At 70.4% G+C, this 19,756-nt stretch carries 21 protein-coding genes; 5 read left to right on the plus strand and 16 right to left on the minus strand.

The window, feature by feature from the left end; genetic code table 11:
• From DT074_RS10875 to DT074_RS10930, 12 genes are all read right to left on the minus strand, one after another.
• Positions 1 to 843: FecR family protein (locus tag DT074_RS10875; RefSeq protein WP_368744601.1), on the minus strand; the 843-nt coding region annotated here is incomplete at its 3' end.
• Between the two features lie 175 nt (positions 844 to 1,018).
• On the minus strand, positions 1,019 to 1,486 hold the full coding sequence (locus DT074_RS10880) for a hypothetical protein (protein ID WP_162914808.1): 468 nt from the start codon (positions 1,484 to 1,486) through the stop codon (positions 1,019 to 1,021).
• Positions 1,487 to 1,496: 10 nt separating this feature from the next.
• Positions 1,497 to 2,033, minus strand: a complete 537-nt coding sequence (gene gspM, locus DT074_RS10885; RefSeq protein WP_119419876.1) for a type II secretion system protein GspM — start codon at positions 2,031 to 2,033, stop codon at positions 1,497 to 1,499.
• Positions 2,030 to 3,082 (minus strand): PilN domain-containing protein, encoded by a 1,053-nt coding sequence (locus DT074_RS10890; protein ID WP_162914809.1) that lies wholly within the window; start codon positions 3,080 to 3,082, stop codon positions 2,030 to 2,032. Before DT074_RS10890 ends, gspM begins: the two co-directional genes overlap by 4 nt.
• Positions 3,083 to 3,152: 70 nt before the next feature.
• The gene (locus DT074_RS10895) at positions 3,153 to 3,980 is read right to left on the minus strand and encodes a type II secretion system minor pseudopilin (RefSeq protein WP_119419878.1); all 828 of its coding nucleotides are present in this window, start codon (positions 3,978 to 3,980) and stop codon (positions 3,153 to 3,155) included.
• Complete coding sequence (locus tag DT074_RS10900; protein WP_119419879.1) at positions 3,977 to 4,573, minus strand: prepilin-type N-terminal cleavage/methylation domain-containing protein; 597 nt, start codon at positions 4,571 to 4,573, stop codon at positions 3,977 to 3,979. Before DT074_RS10900 ends, DT074_RS10895 begins: the two co-directional genes overlap by 4 nt.
• Complete coding sequence (locus DT074_RS10905; protein ID WP_119419880.1) at positions 4,570 to 4,980, minus strand: prepilin-type N-terminal cleavage/methylation domain-containing protein; 411 nt, start codon at positions 4,978 to 4,980, stop codon at positions 4,570 to 4,572. Before DT074_RS10905 ends, DT074_RS10900 begins: the two co-directional genes overlap by 4 nt.
• Positions 4,961 to 5,341 carry a prepilin-type N-terminal cleavage/methylation domain-containing protein gene (locus tag DT074_RS10910; RefSeq protein ID WP_119419881.1) on the minus strand — a complete coding sequence of 127 codons (381 nt, stop codon included), beginning with the start codon at positions 5,339 to 5,341 and terminating at the stop codon, positions 4,961 to 4,963. Before DT074_RS10910 ends, DT074_RS10905 begins: the two co-directional genes overlap by 20 nt.
• Positions 5,338 to 5,793, minus strand: coding sequence for a type II secretion system major pseudopilin GspG (gene gspG / locus DT074_RS10915; RefSeq protein WP_368744602.1), 456 nt, complete (start codon positions 5,791 to 5,793; stop codon positions 5,338 to 5,340). Before gspG ends, DT074_RS10910 begins: the two co-directional genes overlap by 4 nt.
• Positions 5,777 to 7,009, minus strand: a complete 1,233-nt coding sequence (locus tag DT074_RS10920) for a type II secretion system F family protein (protein ID WP_119419883.1) — start codon at positions 7,007 to 7,009, stop codon at positions 5,777 to 5,779. The genes gspG and DT074_RS10920 overlap by 17 nt, the downstream gene beginning before the upstream one ends.
• A gap of 4 nt (positions 7,010 to 7,013) precedes the next feature.
• Entirely contained in the window at positions 7,014 to 8,663 is a 1,650-nt protein-coding gene (locus DT074_RS10925) for a GspE/PulE family protein (RefSeq protein ID WP_162914810.1), read from the minus strand.
• Positions 8,664 to 8,712: 49 nt separating this feature from the next.
• Positions 8,713 to 9,471 (minus strand): prepilin peptidase, encoded by a 759-nt coding sequence (locus tag DT074_RS10930; RefSeq protein WP_162914811.1) that lies wholly within the window; start codon positions 9,469 to 9,471, stop codon positions 8,713 to 8,715.
• A 70-nt stretch (positions 9,472 to 9,541) separates the two neighbouring features.
• Here DT074_RS10930 and DT074_RS28030 point away from each other — a divergent pair, with 70 nt between their 5' ends.
• Entirely contained in the window at positions 9,542 to 9,922 is a 381-nt protein-coding gene (locus DT074_RS28030) for a tetratricopeptide repeat protein (protein ID WP_162914812.1), read from the plus strand.
• 76 nt (positions 9,923 to 9,998) lie between these two features.
• Positions 9,999 to 11,327 (plus strand): multiheme c-type cytochrome, encoded by a 1,329-nt coding sequence (locus DT074_RS10935; protein ID WP_119419886.1) that lies wholly within the window; start codon positions 9,999 to 10,001, stop codon positions 11,325 to 11,327.
• Here the strand turns inward: DT074_RS10935 and DT074_RS10940 are convergent.
• Genes DT074_RS10940 through DT074_RS10955 form a run of 4 tightly spaced genes read right to left on the minus strand, consistent with a single transcriptional unit; the run spans position 11,324 to position 15,752 of the window.
• Positions 11,324 to 12,022 carry an aquaporin gene (locus DT074_RS10940; RefSeq protein ID WP_119419887.1) on the minus strand — a complete coding sequence of 233 codons (699 nt, stop codon included), beginning with the start codon at positions 12,020 to 12,022 and terminating at the stop codon, positions 11,324 to 11,326. The genes DT074_RS10935 and DT074_RS10940 overlap by 4 nt on opposite strands.
• Before the next feature lie 55 nt (positions 12,023 to 12,077).
• Positions 12,078 to 13,637: a gamma-glutamyltransferase gene (locus DT074_RS10945; protein ID WP_119419888.1), complete on the minus strand. Its 1,560-nt coding sequence runs from the start codon at positions 13,635 to 13,637 to the stop codon at positions 12,078 to 12,080.
• A gap of 22 nt (positions 13,638 to 13,659) precedes the next feature.
• On the minus strand, positions 13,660 to 14,514 hold the full coding sequence (locus DT074_RS10950; RefSeq protein WP_162914813.1) for a phytanoyl-CoA dioxygenase family protein: 855 nt from the start codon (positions 14,512 to 14,514) through the stop codon (positions 13,660 to 13,662).
• Positions 14,514 to 15,752: a Zn-dependent hydrolase gene (locus DT074_RS10955; RefSeq protein WP_119419890.1), complete on the minus strand. Its 1,239-nt coding sequence runs from the start codon at positions 15,750 to 15,752 to the stop codon at positions 14,514 to 14,516. Before DT074_RS10955 ends, DT074_RS10950 begins: the two co-directional genes overlap by 1 nt.
• A gap of 104 nt (positions 15,753 to 15,856) precedes the next feature.
• Between DT074_RS10955 and DT074_RS10960 the strand changes: the two genes are divergently transcribed.
• The 3 genes from DT074_RS10960 (at position 15,857) to DT074_RS10970 (ending at position 19,731) form a co-directional block, all read left to right on the plus strand.
• The gene (locus DT074_RS10960; RefSeq protein ID WP_119419891.1) at positions 15,857 to 17,038 is read left to right on the plus strand and encodes an amidohydrolase family protein; all 1,182 of its coding nucleotides are present in this window, start codon (positions 15,857 to 15,859) and stop codon (positions 17,036 to 17,038) included.
• Positions 17,039 to 17,456: 418 nt separating this feature from the next.
• Entirely contained in the window at positions 17,457 to 18,866 is a 1,410-nt protein-coding gene (locus DT074_RS10965) for a dipeptidase (protein ID WP_119419892.1), read from the plus strand.
• Positions 18,867 to 18,894: 28 nt separating this feature from the next.
• Positions 18,895 to 19,731: a helix-turn-helix domain-containing protein gene (locus tag DT074_RS10970; RefSeq protein ID WP_119419893.1), complete on the plus strand. Its 837-nt coding sequence runs from the start codon at positions 18,895 to 18,897 to the stop codon at positions 19,729 to 19,731.
• Positions 19,732 to 19,756 lie beyond the last annotated feature (25 nt).

Raw genomic sequence — 19,756 nt, forward strand, 5'->3', positions numbered from 1 at the left:
CCCGCCGCCCGTCGAGCCGCCACCGGTCGAACCGCCGCCGCCCGAGCCGAGCCCGGTGCCACCGCCCGATCCGCCGCCACCGCCGCCGCCACCGCCACCGCCATTGCGCGGCGGCGGGCGCACGCCGCCGAACGGGTTGCCGGTCGGGCCCTTGAAGAAGAATCCGCCGCCGGGCAGCACGTCGGAAGGCGGCTCGTCCGAACGCAGCGTTACCGTCATCGCCCGGACCTGCTTGGAAAACTCGTCCGAGGGCGCGTCCGGATCGGTGGGCGACATGGCGAGGATGTCGCCGTCCACCCCGACGGCACGGACCACGGTCGACTGCCCGGCTTCGAGGTCGACGGAATCGCCGTTGTTGCTCTTTACCGTGGCGGCGCCTTTGGCGACATAGACCGTGGTGGTGCCGATGCCAGTGATGGTGAACTCGATGATGGTGCCGCGCACGCTGATGGTGGCGACCGGGGTCGCGACCTGATACGCGCTGGACGGCAGGGTGCCGGTCGCCATGCGGAACACGCCGAGCGCCGCCTTCATGGCGACCTTGCTCTTCGAAGGATCCGGATCGAACAGCACGCGGGTGAGCTTGAGGCGGCTCTGCGCCCCCATCGCCATATTGGTGCCGTCCTTGAAGATGAGTCGGGCCGCGCTGAGCGCGCCGGTTGCCACCTCCTCGTCCTGGAACACGTCGTCATCGACGATCAGGATTCGCTCGCGGGTTTCCAGCGTCGACTTTACATCGCGCACGACGGTCGACGCATTGCCGATCATCACGGCCGCCTCGGCGCCACCGGCGAGCGCAAGCGCCATCACGACCGTGGCCCCCAGGGCCCCCAACCGAAGCATCGTCCTTACCTCTGGAGCAACCCGCCCGCCTGTTTTGCCGACCCGGGGCCGTTGGCCTGCGGAACCCAGCACAGCGTCATCTTGCTGGCCTCACAAAGGTTACGGGAATGACACGGGCCGGGCAATGAATCCCTCGGATTTCCGAACGGATTTGTGAGCAATGTCACAGGGTTGGTTAACGATGTTGTATCGTTCCGAGCTCGACCGTCTCGGTCCGATCGCCGGAGCGCAGGGTCAGCCGCTCCGGGGCGATGCGATCGATGGTCCAGCCATCGACCGATTCGCCTTCGCCGATGCTCAAGGTCCTTCCGCCCGGCGCCGGCGCCAGCAGCACCCGGCGGCGGTTGCCGTCGATGACCACACCTTGCAACCGATAGCGGTTGAATAGCGCGGCGGCCGTACCGGGTGCGGCCTCGGCGGCGGCGCCAGGGACCGGCCGCCGGGTCGGGCTCAACAGCGGCCGGGCCGTGGTCTCCTTCAGGTCGCTGAGTGGCGGTACCACCGGCACCGACGGGGCCTCGCGCCGCGGCGGGACGGCAAGATCCCCGGCCGGACCCGGCGCAACCGGCACCAGCCAGGCGACCGCCAGGAGGGCGGCGCAGGTGACGGCCGCGATCGCCGCCAACGCCGGCGATCTCAACACGGTGCCCGCCTCATGGCCCGGTCCCAGGTCCGGTTCGGGGCGCGAAGGCGGCAAGATCGAGCGCAATGTCGAGCCCGGTGCCAGCCCCGGGGCGCCCCCGGGGCCGCATCTGCACCGCCGCGACGGCGATCATCGGCCGTGCGGATTCGAGCCCGTGCAGTGCCCGCTGCAACGCGCCGATATCGCCGGTGAACTGTACCGAGAGCGGCATGGCGCGCCACGGCCCTGCGGCCTCCGGCGTCTGTGGCTGCAGCCCTGTCAGCACGCATCCCGCCACTGCGAGGATCGCCTTCACGCGCTCCTGCAGCGCCGCCTGCGTTTGTGCTTCGGTGGCGGCCGGCATCAGCAGTGCCGCCTCGATCGACCCCGCCGCCGGTGCCGGAACCCGGGCCGCCATTTCATAGCGCTCCGCCAGCGTGGTCATCCGCGCGATCTCGCCCTGCGTCGCGTCGAGATGGCGCAGGACCGGTACGCCCAGTCCAAGCCACAGGACCGCAAGGCCGAGAGCCAGGATCGCCCAGGCGAGGACGGGTTCGAGGCGGGTCATCCGGCGGCCATACGAAAACGCGCGACGACATGGAAGCGCTCGAGGCCGGTGACCGGATCGCGCACCACCGGACTGCGAAACGCGATCGCCTGGTAGCGCCCGGAGCCGTCGAGGCGGCTCACCACGGCGGCGGCCGATGCGGCGGTGCCGTGCAGCTCGACGCCGTCCTTGCGGATGGCCAGCTGGCTGAGCGCGACATCGTCCGGCAGCAGGCGCGACAGTTCCTCCAGCAGCACGACCATCGGCGCCCCGGCGTCGGACCGCTGCACCAGTCGGTGCAGGGTGTCCTCGCGCGCCATAAAACCGGCCTGTCCGGCCAGAATGGGACGCGCCGCCGCCTCGGCGGCAGCCAGGCGCTGCGCGGCATCTCGGCGGGCCAGCTCCGCACGGAAGGACGGCGTCGCCATGGCGAGCAGCAGGCAGGCGGCGGCGACCGCCCACAGCAGGGTGACGACGGGGGAGCGCGGCGTCGCGATGCGTGGCTGCGGCGGCAGCAGATTGAAGCCGAGAGCCTCGTCGCCGCTGCCGGCGGTCATGGCCGTCGGGCTGAGGCCGAGCTGCCGCGCGGTGTCGAGCGCAAGGCGGAGTTGCTCGCGGGGCACGACCAGCAGGTCGACCGTGATGGTCTCGGCCGCGGCGTCCCGGGCCAGCTCGCGATAGGCGAACCGAACCTGGTCGGCCCGGAACGGGGTCTGGCGCTCGACCTCGTAGCCGAGCGTCTCGGTCAGGGTTTCGGCGGCGGCCAGCGGCACTTCCACCACACGGCGCAGCCCTGCCTGGGCCGGCAGACGAACCACCACGTTGACATCGTCCGGCTCGAAGTCGATGTGGTGTTCGAGCCGGCTGTCGAGCGGATAGCGGCCGAGATCCTCCAGCACGGCACCGAGCCGGCGGCCGAGGCGCACCTCGCCCTCGTCGAGATCGACGATCAGGCGATCGCGTTCGAGGCCGAGTGCCAGTCGCAGGCGGCGAGGGATGCCGGCGGCAAGTGCCCTGGACCACCAGGCGAAGGCCGAAATCAGCCAGGAAGCGCGGCCGGTCGCCGCCATGCACCCTACCCCAAACATCCGAAACGTGCCGGCAAAGCGCCACAAATCCCGGCGCCTTGCAAGCGATGCCTCAGCGCCAGCTCAGCCATCGCGGCGCGCCGCCGTTCCGCCCCGGCGCGACGACCGCGCGGCGGGTGAAGCTGAGACCGGCGATCTCGGCCGTGGCCTCGATGCCGAAGGCGGTGCCGAAGGACGGGCTGAACAGAGGATTGCGGGCGGCGGCGAGGCGGCCGGCATCCTTGCCGTAGAATGCCGGCGGCCGGTCGCGTGCCAGAGCGTCGGCGGACCTGGCGTCCAATCCGGGCACCGCGGCGAGCACCACGGCCGGCGCGACCCACGGATCGATCGCCGGCTGCCGGCTCTCGACGGTCAGGTATGGCTCCAGGCGGAGGAAGAGACCCGGCGTGATGCCGGCAATGCGGGCGAGCTCGCCCAGGCTCTCGAACCCGATGGTCCCGATCGGGCTGGCGCGGGCCGCGGCCAGGCGATCGTTGCGCCAGGCAACGATGGCCGCCGCGATCGCCTCCGCCGCGCGCCGCTCGGTGCCGACGCCAACCAGCAATCCCTGCAGCAATGCGGACGGCGCCTCGTTCAGGTCGATCTTGCCGCCTTCGTCGAGGACACGCACCTCGACCGCGGCGCCTTCGACGGTCATCCACGCAGGCGTGCCGTCGATACGGATGTTGCCGGCTGTTGCCGGATCGGACATGGCTGCCGTGACGAGGTGAATGGCCGCGTCGGCGAGATGCCGCGCCGACGCGCCGTCGAGCGCGTTGCGGGTCAGCGTGGTTTCACGCCGTACCCCGGTGGCGAGCGTCGTGGTCACCAGCGCGACGGCGGCAAGCGCCCAGATCGCCAGGATCAGGGCGAAGCCGCGGCGATCGTCGGCGCCGCTCATCGGCGCGGCTGCCGCAGCACGGGCGCCACGATCAGCTCCGGCCAGGGATCCCCGCTCGAACTTGCGAGCGTCAGGCGGATCTTGGCGGGCAGACGCGTCGGATCGTCCCAGCGATCGAGCCACCGCCCGCCGTCGGAATAGGCGAACCGGGCAGCCTGCAATCCGTCGATCACCGCGCCGGTCTCCACCTTGTGGCTGAGAGCAAATCCCTGCGCCTCGGCCAGCACGCCGCGATCGATCCTCAGCGTCACGCCGCCATCGCCGCCGACCGATGCCAGGCGGGCGAGCCAGATGCCGCCGGCGCCGTCGCCACCCGGCATCTCGGCCGCGAACCACAGCTCACGCGCCTCGCCCCGAAAGGCGACGCGCATCCCATCGCGGCCGACCAGCCAGAAGGGGCCGGCCGCTTCCAGATGACGGCGCAGCTGGCCGAGCACCACGCGGCGATCCTCCATCACTTCGCTTCGCGCCAGCAGACGCTCCTGCGAGCGCAGGCCCAGCCTGAGCGTCCCGGCGACGATGGCGCCGATCAGCCCGACCGCCACCAGGGCGGCGATCAGCTCGACCAGGGTGAAGCCGGCATGTCGCCTCATGGTGCCTCGGGCATCAGCAGACGATAGGTCACCAGCCGCACGCCGCTCTCGAAACTGTCGCCGGGAGCCGCCACGGTCACTTCGTAGCGCGCGAGCCGCGCTGCGCCGGCCGCGTTGGCTGCGACCGGATCGACATTCAGCCGCCAGCGCAGCTCGGTCACGTCGGTGCCCTCGGCGACGCCGAATGACGTCGGGGTGGTCGCGATGGCGTCGGCGAGCCTGCTTTCGGCGACCGCCAATGCCGCGAGCCGCCGGTCCGCCGCATCGACGCTGCGCAATCCCCCCGCCAGCAGCGGCAGTGCGACGGCCAACACCATGGCGAGGACGGCGAAGGCGACCAGCGCCTCGATCAGCGTGAAGCCGGCCCGGCCGGGGCGCGGGCGAGGCTCAGTCCGCGACACGGACACGGCCGGTCAGCCAGTCGACGGTGACGACCGCTTCGCGCCGCCCGCTGGTGAGCACGACGCTGCCGCCGGAGGATGAGCCGTCGGCATGGAAGCGGATGCCATCCGGCGGCGCCATGGTCAGCGTGACGGTCCCGGCATCGAGCGCGGCGGGCGCGATCACCGTGCTGTGGCGCTGCTCGATGGCGCGGCCGCGCGCGATCCTGAGCTCGCTCACCACCTGCTCGCGCGCCGCTGCGAAATCGCTCGCGCCGACGATCCAGCCGAGCCGCGGCAGCACGATCACGGCAACCAGCGCGACGACCGCGAGCACCATCACCAGCTCGACCAGGGTGAAGCCGCCGGTCGAGGCGCGCCGTCTCATTTCAGCGCGACATCGGCGGCCTCACCGGTGCCGCCTGGCTGCCCGTCCGCACCGAAGGAGGCAAGCTCGAACTCGCGGCCGGCGCTGCCCGGGATGCGGTACTGGTAGGGACGGCTCCACGGGTCGTTGGGGACGGACCCCGACCGCAGATATGGGCCGTTCCACCTCGTCGCGGCGGCCGGGCGCTCGATCAGCGCTTTCAGGCCCTCGCTCTGCGTCGGATAGCGCCCGGCGTCGAGACGGAACAGGTCGAGCGCCGTCGCGATCTCCTGCATCTGAAGTTTGGCGGTTTCGGTCTTGGCGGTGCCGAGATAGCCGATCACCTGGACGCCGACGATGCCACCGAGCAGCGCCAGGATGGCGAGCACCACCAGGAGCTCGAGCAGGGTGAAGCCTTCGGTGCCGCGACGTCGTGGGGGCGAGCGCATGGCGGACTTATAGGGCGAGCGCATTGAGCCCCACAATCGCCGTCAGCACGGCCAGGATAATCGCGGCGACGGCGCCGCCGATGGCGATGATCAATGTCGGCTCCAACAGCGCGACCAGCCGCTTGGCACGTCCCTCGGCCTCGCGGCCGAAGATCTCGGCAGCTTCGCCGCACAGCGCGGCCAGCCGGCCGGTCTCCAGCCCGACGCGGACCATCCGCGTCAGCGCCGGCGGCCAGGGGCCGGATTCGGCGATCGCCTGCGGCAGGGGACCACCCTGGCGCACCTTGGCGGCAGCCTCGGCGATGCCGGCGGCCAGCGCCTGGTTGCCGAGCGTGCGGCCGGCCAGCGCCAAGGCCCGCGGCAGGTCGACGCCATTGCCCAGCAGGGCGGCGAGCGCGCGCGCCAGCCGCTCGCTGTCGAACAACAGGCGCAGCCGGCCGTAGAGCGGCCAGCCGAGCCGATGCCGGTCGAAGCGGCGCCGGATGGCGCTGTCGGCGAGCTTGCGCGCGCCCCACCAGCCACCCGCGAGAAGCAGCACGACCAACAGCCACATCCAGTCGCGCAACAGACCAGCGACGCCGAACACAGCGCGGGTGAACAGCGGCAGGTCGCGCCCGCCTTCGCGGAACAGGCGCTCGAATTCCGGGATCACGAAGATCATCAGCGCGATTACGGATAGCGCGCCGAAGCCGATCAGCACCATCGGATAGACCAGCGCGCCGCGCACGCTGTCGCTTAAGCCGCGGGTGCGGGTGCGGTAGGCGGCGAGGGCGGCGAGCGCGGTGTCGAGCCGGCCGCCGGCTTCGCCTGCTTCGGCCAGCGCGATGGCGAAGCCATCGAAGCGCCGACCTTCGGCCGCCATCGCTGCCGAGAGCGGTCGGCCCGACCGGACCCGGTCGCGCAGCCGCTTGAACAAGGCGGCGGCCTCGGGCCGCGCCGCCGCCTCGACCAGGATCGCCAGCGCCTCGTCGAGCGGCACGCCGGCCTGCAGCAGCGCGGCGAGGCCTTCCGGCAGGCGATCGATCTCGCGCTGTGCGGCGCCGTCGCCGATCGGCTGCGACAGCCATCGTCGCAGGCGCTCGGCGATCGCGGGAGGCGCTTCCTTTCCTTCGGAAATGCGGATCGGCGTATAGGCGTGTTGATGCAGCGCGCGGGCGACCGACGCGCGGTCCGGCGCCTCCATCTGCCCTTCGATCATCTCGCCGCCGGGGGCCGCGGCCCTGTAGTGGTACAGCGTCAAGGGATCAGCCCGTCTCGGCCGCGCGCAGCACTTCCTCCAGGCTGGTGGTGCCGGCGCATGCCTTGGTGAAGCCGTCCTCGGCCATGCTGCGCATGCCGCCGGCGCGCGCCGCGGCGGCAATCGCCGGGCCGTCGGCGCGCTCCAGGACGAGGCGGCGCACGCTTTCGTCGACGGGCAGCACTTCCGCGATCACCGTGCGTCCGGCATAGCCGGTGCCGCGGCAGGCCGGACAGCCGGCTGCCTTGCCGACGGTGGCGCCAGATGCAGCCCGGAAGCGGCGTGCCATCGCGTCGCCGACCGGCGTCACCGCGCGGCAGGACGGGCACAGGGTGCGCACCAGCCTCTGCCCGACCACGCCGACCAGCACCGAGGCCAGCAGATAGGGCTCGACCCCCATGTCGAGCAGGCGCGGCGCCGCGCCGGCCGCGTCGTTGGTATGCAGGGTCGACAGCACCAGATGGCCGGTCAGCGCCGCCTGCACGGCGATGCGCGCCGTCTCGCCGTCGCGGATCTCGCCGACCATGATGATGTCCGGATCGTGCCGCAGCATGGCGCGCAGCACGGCAGCGAAGTCGAGGCCGATGCGCGGGCGCACCTGGACTTGGTTGACGCCCGGCAGGCGGTACTCGACCGGGTCCTCCACCGTGAGCAGCTTGCGTTCGACACGGTTGAGGCGCGCCAGCGCCGCATAGAGCGTCGTCGTCTTGCCGCTGCCGGTCGGGCCGGTCACCAGCAGGATGCCGTTCGGCCGGTCGAGCAGGCTTTCCAGGCGCCCGGCATCGTCGGCCGCGAAGCCGAGGCCGCGCAGGTCGAGCGGCAGGGCGTGCCGGTCCAGCAGGCGCAGCACGACGGCCTCGCCCCACAATGTCGGCACCGCCGAGACGCGGATATCGATCTCGTGGCCGCGGACGCTGGTGCGGATGCGGCCGTCCTGCGGCAGGCGGTGCTCGGCGACGTCGAGGCCCGCGAGTACCTTGATGCGGCTGGCCAGCGCCGGTCCGAGGCTCGCCGGCGGCGCTTCGACCTCGCGCAGCTCGCCGTCGACGCGGAAGCGGACGCGCAGCGCGCCGTCGAACGGCTCCATATGGATATCGGAGGCCCGCTCGCGCGCGGCGCGTTCGATCAGGTCGTTGACGGCCCGCACGGCCGGCGCATCCGATCCGAGCTCGCGGATGCGCTCGATATCGCCGGTGATGGAAGCCTGCGTGCGGCCGCCTTCATCGGGCCCGCCGCGGCCATAGAGGCGGTCCAGCGCTTCGTCGATCTCGCTCGGCGTGGCGACCGCCGGCCGCACCGCCTTGCCGACCAGCAGGCGGATGGCGTCCAGCGTGTAGGTGTCGAGCGGGTCGGCGAGGGCGAGATGGAGCTCGGCCTCCGTCTCGGCGACCGGGAGGGCGCGGGCGGTGCGGAGGAACCGGGCCGGGATGCGTTCGGCCGCCAAGGGCGCCGCCGGAAAATCCGCCGCCCGGACGCGCGGCAGGTCGAGCACGACGGCGAGCGCCTGCGCGACCTCCTGCTCGCCGGCCAGGCCGAGGCGGGTGAGGATCAGGTCGAGGCGCTCGCCCGAAGCGGCCTGGGCGGCACGTGCCCGGCCGGCCGCGGCGCCATCGAGATGGCCCCATTGCTCCAGGATCTGGACGATGTCGCCCCGCACTGTTCCGGTTCTCCTCAACGCCTGCCCGACCATAGGCGAAAGCCGGCGGTCAGCCAAAAGCGAGCGGGCCATGCAGGACCACGATCCAGGCGCCGAGGGCGAGGAAGGGAGCAAAGGGGATCTCGGTCGTGGCCGTGATGGGCTTGCCGAGCACCCGCACCGCGACGACCGCCAATCCCGCCGCCGCCGCGGCGATCAGCACGGTGCTGGGCAGGCCGAACCAGCCGGTCCAGGCGCCGAGCGCGCCAAGCAGCTTGGCATCGCCGAGCCCGAGCCCGGTGCGGCCGCGCAGCCGTTCGTAAAGCAGCGCCACGGCGGCGAGCGACAGAAAGCCGGTGACGACACCGATCAGCGCATCGACCAGGGCATCCGGGGCCAGCAAAGCGAGAGCGACGAAGCCGAGCACCAGGATTGCGAGGTTGAGGCTGTCGGGCAGTTTGAGATAGCGCAGATCCGCGACCGTCTGGGCGATGAGCAGCCAGCCGAGGCCACAGAGCAGCCAGAACTCGGTCCCGCCGGCGACCAGTGCGGCGCTCAGAGGCACCAGCAGGGCGCCGAGCTCGGCGGCGAGGTGCAGCGGGTCGATGGGGCCGCCGCAATGCCGGCAGCGGCCGCGCAGCAGGCCATAGCTCGCGATGGGGACCAGATCCCGGATGCCGAGCCGGGTGCCGCATCGCTCGCAGGCCGAGCGGCCGAACATGGCGTCGCGGCCGGTGCAGAGCCTGAGGCCCAGCGTCGCCACGAAGCTGCCGACGAAGGGCGCGACGACCAGCGCGGCCAGGAGGTGGAGATCGAAGGTGGACGGCATCCGGACCGAGGTTCTAGCGGGCGGCGGCGCGACGGGCCATCCTAGGGCCGAGTCGCGTGAGGTTTGCGGGATGGATCGGACGATTTGGCTGGTCGGCGGCGCGGCGGCGATGGCGGTGGCGGGCGCCATGGCTGCGGGCGCCTGGCTCACCACGCCGCCAGCTCGGTCGCCGGCACCGATGCCGGCGGCCGCGACGCCGACCGCCGAGGACATCGCGGCGCGCATCCGCGCGCTGGAACAGCGCCTCGAGGCGAAGCCGGACGATCTCGCCGGCTGGAAGATGCTCGGCCGGTCCTATCTCGCGCAGGACCGCTACATGGAGGCGGTCGGCGCCTATTCGCGCGCCGCCCAGATCGATCCGCGCGACCCGGAAGTCGCCGGCGCGCTCAAGCAACTGGAAACTATTGCGCGCGATCGTGGCCGGCATGACGAAACGATGAAAACGCGTTGAGACTTTGCGACGCAATTGATTGCGGGCATACTCCGACGCGGCGTCTGTTCGGGGTCGGGCTGTCAGGGGGCGAACGATGCGCAGCGGTTGGGTGTTCGGGGTCGTCGCGGCCCTCGCGATGTTGTTCGGCGGCGCCGCTTCGGCGCAGACGCTGCCGCAATACGGCGCCGACCGGCATGTCGGCGTGACCAGCTGCGCGGGCTCGACCTGCCACGGCTCGGCTGCGCCCTGGCGCAACTCCACCGTGCTGCAGAACGAATACATCACCTGGGAGCAGAAGGACCGGCACGCCAAGGCCTACAAGACGCTGCTGACCGAGCGCTCGCAGCGCATTGCCCGCAATCTGGGCATCGGCCCGGCGCACGAGGCCAAGGTCTGCCTCGACTGCCACGCGCACAACCCGGCGCCCGAGAAGCGCGGCCGGGTGTTCCAGGTGTCGGACGGCGTCGGCTGCGAGGCCTGCCACGGCGGCGCCGAGCGCTGGCTCGGCGTGCATGTCACCGGCCTCGGCAGTCACGAGGACAACGTCAAGGCCGGGCTCTACCCGACCGAGGACCCGATCGCCCGCGCCCGGCTCTGCATGAGCTGCCATTTCGGCGACGAGGGCAAGTTCGTCACCCATCGCATCATGGGCGCCGGCCATCCGCGCATGAGCTTCGAGCTCGACACCTTCACGGCGATCCAGCCGGCGCATTACGTGATGGATGACGACTATCGCAAGCGCAAGCGCGTCTCCAACGGCGTGCAGACCTGGGCGATCGGCCAGGCCATGGCGATCACCGTGGTGCTGGAGGGCCTGATCGATCCGAAGCGCAACCGCGACGGCATCTTCCCCGAGCTCGTCTTCTTCGATTGCCATGCCTGCCATCACCCGATGAGCAACGTGCGCTGGGAGCCGCGGGCCACGGTCGGCCTGCCGCCCGGCGTGCCGCGGCTGAACGACTCCAATCTCGTGATGCTCCGCGTCATCACCCAGCGGGTCGATCGCGGCCTCGCCGACCGCATGCGCGAGCAGGCGCTGGCGCTGCACAAGGCCTCGACCCAGGGCAACGAAGCGACGGTGACCGCGGCCCGCGCGCTGCGCGAGACGACCAACGGCCTGGCCCAACGCTTCGCCGGCCACGCTTTCGGCCGGGAGGACATGCAGGCGCTGCTGGTCGGCGTGATCGCCGCCGGCAAGCAAGGCGAGTACATCGACTATGCCGGTGCCGAGCAGGCGACGATGGCAATCGGCGCCATCATCACCGCGATGAAGGGCGCCGGCGTGGTCGACGACAACGGCTTCAAGGCGATGCGCTCGGCGCTCGACAAGCTCTACGAGGCGACGGCCAAGGACGAGGAGTACAAGCCCCGCGTCTACGTCGCCGCGCTCCAGGCCTTCGAGCAGACCATTCCGAAATTCTAGCTCTCGTCGGCCGCCAGCGTCCCGGACTTGAACAGCAGGCCGGCGACAGCGGCACCGATCAGCGGCGCGGCGATGAAGAGCCAGAGCTGGCCGATCGCCACGGCATTGCCGCTGACCAGCGCGGGCCCGATCGAGCGCGCCGGGTTGACCGAGACGCCGGTCACGTTGATGCCGACGATGTGGATCACCGTCAGCGCCATGCCGATGGCGAGGCCGGCGAGGTGCGTGGGCGCACCCTTCTGGGTCACGCCCAGGATGCAGACCAGGAACAGGAAGGTCGCGACCGTCTCGAACACGAAGGCCGAAACCACGCTGTACTCGCCGAGATAGCCCGGCCCCCAGCCGTTCCGGCCGAGGCCGCCGTTCCAGCCGGCGGCCTTGCCCGACATGATGAGATAGAGCACTGCCGCGCCGGCAATGGCGCCGAGCACCTGGGCGATGACGTAGCGCACGAAGTCGTCGGTCGTCATGCGGCCGGCGAGCAGGGCGCCGAAGCTCACCGCCGGGTTCACGTGGCAGCCCGATACCGGGCCGATGCCATAGGCCATGGTGACGATGGCAAGGCCGAAGGCGAAGGCAATGCCGAGCACATCGATCGCGGTCGGGCCGGTGCCCAAGCCGGCGATTACCGCCGCGCCGCAGCCGAACAGGACGAGTGTGAAGGTACCGATGAATTCGGCGATTGCCTTTTTCATGACGAGTCCCCCCGGACCGTGGTGACCGGCCCGCATTCTATCAGACGGGCGGCCTCTACACCGCCACCGCGGTGGCCCAGGGCGGCATGATCTCGTTCATGCCGCTCGCCCGGCCGCTGCGCGGGTCGCGCAGGACGGCGGAGGGATTAGCGAAGCCAAGCGGGTAGGGGACGTTCGCCACCAGCTCGACCGGCAGCTTGCGGCCGATCTCGGCGGCGATCTCGCCCGGCAGATCCTGGTTGATCCTGACCGGGCCGGTGCCGCTGACATCGATGCGCGGCAGATGGAACGCCGTTTCCAGGTCCATGCCGCGATCGACCAGGAAACAGATCAGCTGCGCCACCGCCGGCAGGATCCGTCGCCCGCCCGAGGCGCCGATGGCGAACCAGCCTTGGCCCTCATGCGTCGCCACCGCCTGGCAGATATTGGTCAGCGGCCGCTTGCCGGCACCGAGCGAATTCGGCTTGCCCGGCACGGGGTCGAACCAGTTGATGCCGTTGTTCATCATCAGCCCGGTCTTCGGCAGCATCACCTTGGAGCCGAACAGCGACAGCAGGGTCTGGGTCAGCGACACCATGTTGCCGGCGGCGTCGACCACGTTGAAATGCGTGGTGCAGGCCGGGGCGGACGTGTCGCCCATCGTCTCCAGCCGCTCGCGATAGGCGTCGTGCAGGGCATGCGCGATCGCGGTGAAGGCGGCGCCGTCGGGCGCCCCCGCGCCACGCATGGCGGTGCCGGTCGCGGCGAGCGCCTTCTGCAGGGTCGGGCCGGCGGTCAGGCCCGGCGCGGTGTGCAGCCGTGCATGGCCATGGTCGAAGGCGAGCGGTTCGACGATGCGCGCCTCGTATCGCGCCAGGTCGTCGAGCGATATCGCCGAGCCGCCGGCCTTTAGATCGACGACGATCGCCTGCGCCAGCTCGCCCTTGTAGAAGTCGGCGGCGCCGGCCTCGGCGAGGCGGCGCAGCGTCTTCTCCAGATTGCCGAGCTTGAGGCGCAGCGTGGAGCGACCCATGGAATCCTGGATCGCCGGAAGGCCGCCGGGCAGGTAAGTCGCGCGCGAGGTGTCGAACCCGGCGAGGTCGGCGGCGCCCGACGCGATCATCAGCGTGGCGAACCAGTCGACCTCCAGGCCTTCAGCGGCGAGGCGGATCGCCGGGGCGATCAGGTCGGACCAGCCCCAGGTGCCGAAGGCCTCGCGTGCCTTGGCCATGCCGGCGACGTGGCCGGGCACCAGGATCGAATGGTAGCCCTTGAGGTTGCGGTCCTCCTTCACCGGTGGCCAGCCGAACAGGTCACTGGCCTCGCCGCCCGGCACCACCGGGTAGTCGGCGGGGTTCAGGCCGCGCGCGGCGATCATGCCGAAATCGACCACATGCACCGAACGCGTCTTCGCGAGGTAGACGGTCATGTAGCCGCCGCCGCCCATGCCGCTCATCCACGGCTCGACGGTGCCGATGGCAAGTCCGGTCGCTACCGCCGCGTCGATCGCGTTGCCGCCCTTGGCCAGCACCGCGGCGCCCACTTCGGCCGCCTTGCGATGCTGCGCGGCGACGATGCCGCTGCCATGCGCCGCCTTCTTGGTGACGCGCCAGCTCCGGTTGATGTTGTCGCTCATCGGCGTCTCTTCCCCTTACTTTTTAACGCGGCCACACGGCCGGAAAATTGGCGCCGCCCAGGCGGTCGCCATCGCGATAGGCGATCGGCTCTGGCAGGATGGCGGTGATCTTCGCGTTCTCGACGAAGGTGCCGGGCCGCGCGTCGTACACCGCGTCGTCGCCCAGGTAGCGCAGCGCCAAAGCGCGGCGCCGCACCGACTTCGTCGCATTGCCGGGCGAGTAGTGCAGGGTCAGCGGGTGATGCACGATCACGTCGCCGGGCTCGACGTCCCAGGTCAGCACCTCACGGCTCTTCAGGTACTCGGTCATGTCGGGCAGCGGCGGCAGGCCCATCCTGGCGAACAGCTCGGCATAGCCGGTGTTGCTGCCGAACGCTTTGGGCGCGTACATGGTGCCGGCACGGTGCGAGCCCCTGACATAGGCCATGGTGCCGGCCTGTTGCGTGATGGCGTCGAACGAGACCCAGAACGACAGGATATCGGCGCCGCGCAGAGGCCAGTAGGGCAGGTCCTGGTGCCAGGGCGTCTCCTCGGCGGTCTCCGGCTCCTTCACGAGAAGCTGGTCGTAGAAGAAGGTGACGTGGCTCGCGCCCATCATGTCGGCGGCCAGCGCCGGCAGCGGGCTCTCGGCCATGAAGGCGCGGAAATCGGGATCGCGCATCCAGACGAAGAAGTCGCCGAGATAGCGGCCCGACTTGCCCTCAGGCGTGTACTCCACCGATGCCGCGCCGGGATCCGCGAGGATGCGCTCGACGGCGACGCGCATCCGCTCGATCCAGGCCATCGGCAGCACGCCGCGCAGGATCACCGCGCCGTCGGCGGCATAGGCCGCCTTCTCGGCGGCGGAGATCGTGCGGAGCGGCTCGCTGGAAAGCATCATCCGGCCTGCGCCCGTTCCAGCATGGCGTGCAGCAGCACGTCGCAGCCGGCGCCGATATCGCCCAATGTCGCGTTCTCCACCTCGTTGTGCGAGATGCCGTTCTCGCAAGGCACGAAGATCATGCCGGTCGGCGCCACGCGACTGACATAGACGGCGTCGTGGCCGGCGCCGGAGACGATCTCCATCGCCTGCATGCCGAGCGTCTTCGAGGCCTGGCGTACGGCGTCGACGCAGGGCGCGGCGAAGGCGACCGGCGGCGAGTACCAGATCTGCTCGAGCTTCAGTTCCAGCCCGATCTCCTTCGCCACCTTCTCTGCCGCGGCGCGGAGCGCGGCATCCATGCGGGTGAGTGCCGCGTCGTCGGGATGGCGGAAATCGACGGTGAAGAAAACGTGGCCGGGGATGGTGTTCCGCGAGTTCGGGCTGACCTGCATCATGCCGACCGTGGCGCGGCCCCAGGGCGCTTCGGAGAGGCCGATGCGGTTCGCCTCCTGCACCAGCCTGGCGGCGCCGAGCAGGGCGTCGTGCCGGACCGTCATCGGCGTCGGGCCGGCATGCGCCTCCTGGCCGGTCAGCCAGATCTCGTACCAGCGCTGGCCCTGCGCGCCGGTGACGACGCCGATCGTCTTCCGCTCCGCCTCCAGGATCGGGCCCTGCTCGATATGCGCCTCGAAGAAGGCGCCATAGGGCCGGCCGCCGCAGGCGAGCTCGCCGGCATAGCCGATCCGCTTCAGCTCCTCGCCCATGGTCTTGCCGTCCGGGTCGGCACGGCTGAGCCCATAGGCCTCGTCGAACACGCCGGCGAACACGCCCGAGGCGACCATGGCCGGGGCGAAGCGCGAGCCTTCCTCGTTGGTCCAGACCACCACCTCGACCGGCGCCTCGGTCTCGATGCCATGATCGTTCAGCGTGCGGATCACTTCGAGGCCGGCCATCACGCCATAGGCGCCGTCGAACTTGCCGCCGGTGGGCTGGGTGTCGAGATGGCTGCCGGTGCCGATCGCCGGCAGCTTGGGGTTCCGGCCCGGCCGGCGGGCGAAGATGTTGCCCATGCGGTCAACCTCGATCGAGCAGCCGGCCTCCTTGCACCAGCGCACGAACAGATCGCGGCCCTCGCGGTCCAGGTCGGTCAGGGCGATGCGGCAGACGCCGCCCTTCTCGGTGCCGCCGATCCGGGCCAGGGTCATCAGGCTCTGCCACAGGCGGTCGCGGTCGATGCGCAGGTTGGTGTTCATCTCTGGGTCTCGCAAGGTTCGGTTGACGCTAGCGCATGGCGGACGGGCTTTGAAGGCGATCAACGGGTGCTAAACTCGTGCCAAGCAAACGGAGGACGCCAGGAATGGCCTATATCGAAGGCCGGCTCGTGCACGATGCCGACGCCCATATCATGGAGACCGAGGACTTCCTGTCGGCCCTCGCCGACCCGGCCATCCGCGACCGGCTGCCGCGGCTGCATATGGAAGGCCTGGTCGGCTCGGAGACCGGCAAGCTCGCGAGCGCGGTGAAGAAACACGGCGATCCGGCCTTCCGGGCACAGGACGCGGCCGAGATCATGCTGCGCAAGAACTGGGACGCGACCGGCTCCTTCCTCGCCCAGGACCGGCCGAAGGCGCTGGACTTGATCGGTGTCGCCAGTCAGCTGATCTTCAACACCTTCGTCAGCGATCATCTGCAGCGACTGGAGCGCGGCGACGACCTCGCCCTGGTCGAGGGCGCGGCGCGCGCGCATAACCGCGCCATGCTGGAATTCTGCGGGGTGGACGCGCGGCTGTTCCCTTCGCTCTACGTGCCGCTCGCCGATTTCGATCTGGCCGAGCGCATGGCGCGGGAGGCGATCAAGGCCGGCGCGCGCGGCCTGCTCGTCCCGTCGCGCTGTCCGCGGCGGCACTCGCCCAGCCATATCGCACTCGATCGCGTCTGGGCCCAGGCCGAGGAGGCGGGGGTGCCGATCCTGTTCCATGTCGGCGGCGGCGGCGAGCTGCTCGACCCGATGTATTTCGAGAACGGCCTGCCGCCGGTCGCCGATTTCCACGGTGGCGGGGAGAATTTCACCTCGGTCGACTACATGGCGATCCCGGTGCCGCCGGCGCAGACCATCGCGACCTTGATCATCGACGGGGTGATGGAGCGCTTCCCCAAGCTGAAGTTCGGCGTGATCGAGCAGGGATCGGTCTGGGTGCCCGGCCTGATGCGCCAGCTCGACAGCGCGCACGAAGCCTTCGCGCGGCACGAAGAGCGCCTGCGCAAGCTCTCGCTCAAGCCCAGCGAGTACATCCGCCGCCAGCTCCGCGTGACGCCGTACCCGACCGAGGATGTCGGCTGGGTGATCCGCGAGGCGGGGGAGGAGGTCTGCCTGTTCTCCTCCGACTTCCCGCATGTCGAGGGCGGGCGCGACCCGGTGAAGCGGTTCGAGAAGAACCTCGCCGGCTGCAGCGAGCAGGCGAAGCAGCGCTTCTATCGCGACAATTTCGAGGACCTGATGGGCAAAGCCGCCATCGCGTCGCTGCCGAAAGCGGCCTGAACGACACGGTTTCCCAGCCTATGGCTGCCTATGGGAGCCTATGGCGTCCTATGGGAGCCAATGATTGCCTATGGCGGCCTAGGATTGCCTATGGCGGCCTATGGAATCCTATGTTTGCCAACGCGTTTCCGGCCTAAGTCGTTGATCCGGAATGACCCTTCGCCGAATGGGGCGCCCCGGGAGCACTCCGCCGAGCGATTTCCGCTCGCCGACCTGGCCTTGTCGCACAGTCTTCAGTTGTCAAAGAGCGTTGCCGAGGCCAACGGCGCGTGGCCGATTTCCGTGACGAAGGAAGATTAACTCAAATCCGTGGAGAAATCAAATAGAAATCCTATTTTACACAAATACGTGACTTAATCTCTGAGCGAGGCGGTAACCAGCCGGGCGGTATGTTTTTACCAGCGAGCGCGGGGCGAACATGCAGGTTACCTGGGCGGAACTGGCGAGCGGCGCGGCCGAAGCGCGCGACGGCCAATGGGTCGAGATCGAGGGCTGGTGCATGCCGGCCGGTATCGAAGAGCGGCCGGGCTATCTGATCCTGACCGATGAGCCAGGGTGCTGCGGCGACTGCTTGCCGGCGGATCCGGCGCGGCGCATCGAGGTGTTCGCCGCCGAACTGATCGATCGCGCCGGTGAGGAGGTCCGGCTCGCCGGGCGCTGGCGCGTGCTGGATAGGGACAGCGCCGGCTGGCGCTATCAGCTGTATGAGGCCCGCCTGATCGCGGCGCCACGCGCGGCGCCGCACGGCTTCACCCGGCGCGGCATGCTGGCGGCCGGTGGCCTCTTCACGCTGTCGTCGTGGATGCCGGTGCCGGCCCTTGCGGCGGACGACGCGGCGAAGCTCGCCGCCGCGCGCGAGGCAATGGGCGCCCTCACCATCGACCTGCACAGCCATGGCGGCGCGCTGGTCGGGCGGCGCCGCGTGCCCGAGGGCGCGCCCTTCGTGCCGCTGGCCGAGCCGATGCGCCAGGGCGGCATGGCGGTGATCTGCCTCACCGTCGTGGCCGACAGCCCGGTGACCGAGGTGACACCGGACAAGCGGATCAAGCCGGTGCGCGACCCGGCGCCGGGCGAGCTCTACGCCTTCGCCGAGAAGTCGTTCGCGCGGCTGGAGGCGCTGGTGGCGGCGCAGAAGATCGGCATCGTCACGGACGTCGCCGGCCTGCGCGCGGCGCGGGCCGAGCGGCCCGCCGCCATCGTGGCGAGCGAAGGCGCCGATTTTCTGGAAGGCCGCATCGACCGCGTCGACGAGGCCTATGCGCGCTGGAAGCTGCGCCACCTGCAGCTCACGCATTACCGCGTCAACGAGCTCGGCGATATCCAGACCGAGCCGCCGGTGCATGGTGGGCTCACCGATTTCGGCGCCGAGGTGATCCGCCGCTGCAACCGGCTCGGCATCGTGGTCGACGTGGCGCACGGCACCTACGACCTGGTGAAGCGGGCGGCCAAGGTGACGACCAAGCCGCTGGTCGTCTCGCACAGCTCCTTCACGCCGAAGCCGGGTGCGCGCAGCCGGCAGATTTCCGAGGAGCATGCGCGCGTGGTGGCCAATACCGGCGGCGTGATCGGCATCTGGCCGCCGGCCTCGATCTTTGCCGATCTCGCCGGCATGGCCGAAGGCATTGCCCGGCTCGCCGACAAGATCGGCGTCGACTTCGTCGGGCTCGGCACCGACATGATGGGTCTGACCGGACCGTCGGTATTACCGAGCTATCGCAACCTGCCGGAACTCGCCGCCGCGCTGATGGCGCGTGGCTTCGGCAAGGAGGATCTGCAGAAGATCCTGGGGGGCAATTACCGGCGCGTGTTCGAGGCGACGATCGGCTAATAGGGCCGGTGCCGCTATACTGCTGACCATGAAGCAGCTGGCCACCGCCGCCTCACGACCCATTCCGCCGGCGCTACGGGGCATCAGCGCGCGGCTGCACCATTTCCCCGGCGGGCGGGTCGAGCTGGCGGCCTCGCCCTTCGATCTGATCTCCATCCATGTCGGCCAGCCGGTGCGCGTGACATGCCATGGCGACAGCCTCGTGCACCGCCGGCTGCAGGCGCAGGGCGATATCGACATCGTGCCGGCCGGCACCGCCGGCTATTGGGAGGATGACGGGCCGGCCAGCGCGCTGGTGCTGCGCCTGCCGCACGATTTCCTGCGGGTGGCAGCGAACGACATGGGCCTCGACCCGGCGCGCGCGGCGCTGGCGCGGCGGATGCAGATCCGGGATGCGCGGATCGAGAGCTTCGGCTGGAACCTGAAGGCCGAGCTGGAAGCGCGCCGGCCGGGTCACCGGCTCTATGCCGAGAGCCTCTGCCAGGCGCTGGCCGTGCATCTCCTGCGGCATCATGCGAAGGGAAAGGCCGCTGTCGTGGTGCGCGCGGGCCTGACGCGGCGCCAACTCGCCCGCGTGCTGCGGCTGATCGAGACCGAGATGGACCGGGAGCTGCCGCTCGCGCGCCTCGCCAAGGCGGCGGGCCTCGGCCTCTCGCAGTTCAAGGCGTTGTTCAAGCAATCGGTCGGCCTGACGCCGCACCAATATCTGCTGCGTCGACGGGTGGAGCAGGCGCGGCATCTCCTGGAGGCCGAGCGGATGCCGATCGCCGAGGCGGCGGCGGCGACCGGCTTCGCGCATCAGAGCCACCTCGCCCGCAACATGCGGCGTCTGATCGGCGTCACGCCGCGGCAACTGATCGGCTGATTCGACGCTTCGCCGGCCGATCGTG

The sequence above is a fragment of the Desertibaculum subflavum genome (assembly GCA_003576705.1).
Classification (GTDB): domain Bacteria; phylum Pseudomonadota; class Alphaproteobacteria; order Ferrovibrionales; family Ferrovibrionaceae; genus Desertibaculum; species Desertibaculum subflavum.